Annotated in this window: 1 protein-coding gene; it reads right to left on the bottom strand. The window is 74.7% G+C overall.

Translation table 11 applies throughout. From position 1 onward, the window contains the following. Window positions 1-847: 847 nt before the first annotated feature. A partial coding sequence (locus tag HCC78_RS33440; RefSeq protein ID WP_216671424.1) for a hypothetical protein occupies window positions 848-1441 on the bottom strand: 594 nt, incomplete at its 5' end.

Raw genomic sequence — 1441 nt, 5'->3', positions numbered from 1 at the left:
TCTGCGCCTCCGGATCATCCGGCCCGCTGGCGCGGACCAGCTAGACCCCGAGATCGTGCCGGCTGTCCGTCGTCCGCGGAACGCGGCAGCCCCCGGCGTCTTGAAGCTACCCACAAGTGCCGGCCTGCGGCGTTGCAAGGAGGGCACCTTCGGCGAGGTCTGCGAGGCGGGGGAAGCCCCGCCATGGGACCGCGGTCCCCGGCGGCGCGCCGGACGCGCGGCCGGGATGGCCTCCGGGGCGTGCGGCCGCCCCGGTGCAGGATCCGGGATCGCGAGGTGCCTGCCGCTTCCTCTCCGGCGCCGCCCGGTCGGGCGGGTGGCGCCCGTCCTGCGCGGAAACGGCAGCGGGGCCGGCCCCCGGCGTCCCGCGGACGGGCATCGCCAGCTATGGCCCCCGCCAGGCCACGGCGCGGCAGGGTGCGATGCCGCTGGCGGGGCCATCCACACCGCCAATGGCGGATAGCGGCTCGCTCCTTGGCAAGCGGCACGGAACGACGGTGCCGGACAAGAAGGCTCCATGCCCTTGAAGTTGAATTCCGTGGCGTCCTGCAGGATCGGGACGGGACCGCCGGCGGCCCGGATGCGCAGGGTGGATGCCGCGGAATGCCCCCCGGGGATCCCGTCTCCGCTGGCAGTCCCGCCGGAGAGGAACCGGCAGGCCGCCTCGGCGTCCGGCCGGTTCCTCTCCGGCGCGGGCAGCGGTTTTCCCGGCCGCTCCCCGAGGGCCCCGGGCATCGCCCCGAGCCTGCGGTCCAGCCGCCCGTCCCCCGGACCGCTCCCGGCGGCTTCCGTTCCACCCGGCTCCGTGCCATGCCCGCACCCCGCGCATCCGGTGCCGCATGGCGCATCATGGCCCTATCGCCGCCGCCAGGGCCAAGGCTGGCAGGCGAACCAATTCACCGCACCAACTTGCGGGCAACTGCAAGGTGCGGCGGACGGATATCGCCCGCCGTTGCCCCCGGAGCTGCCAGCGGTTGCGCCACCGGTCCGGGCGCCGCTGGCGACGGCGGACAAAGGCCCGCTCCTTCATCAGCTTGGCCGCCGCCTTCCGGGCCGCCCGGATGCCTTGACCGCGGAGCTCGGCACCGCCAGCGGCGCTCGGAGTTGCCCGTCGCGGCGCCATCGGTTGGAGCTCGATGGGCGACGGCGCCGCGATGGCTGCTGCGCGGCGAGCCATAACGCCGATGGCTGGCCTCGAAGATCGCCCGCATCCCGGGTAGGAGGCCGTCCCGCGCGGCCTGGCGCGCCGCACGCGGATTGGGTGGTCGGCGACGCGGGCGGGGCGGCCTGCGAACTTGGCAGGGCTGAGATGGCCCGGTGCCAGATGCAGGCGGCGGTTGTCGCAGGCCTCGGCGAACCGGGGCAAGCCGGTGGCGGCGCCGCCGGTAAACTCCTGCTCCGCCAGGCAAGCGTCCTCGACCTCCAATGTCTTCATGAAGCT

Source organism: Mangrovicoccus sp. HB161399 (assembly GCF_013184745.1).
In the GTDB taxonomy this organism is placed as follows: domain Bacteria; phylum Pseudomonadota; class Alphaproteobacteria; order Rhodobacterales; family Rhodobacteraceae; genus Mangrovicoccus.
This window is presented reverse-complemented; position numbering and strand designations above follow the sequence as displayed.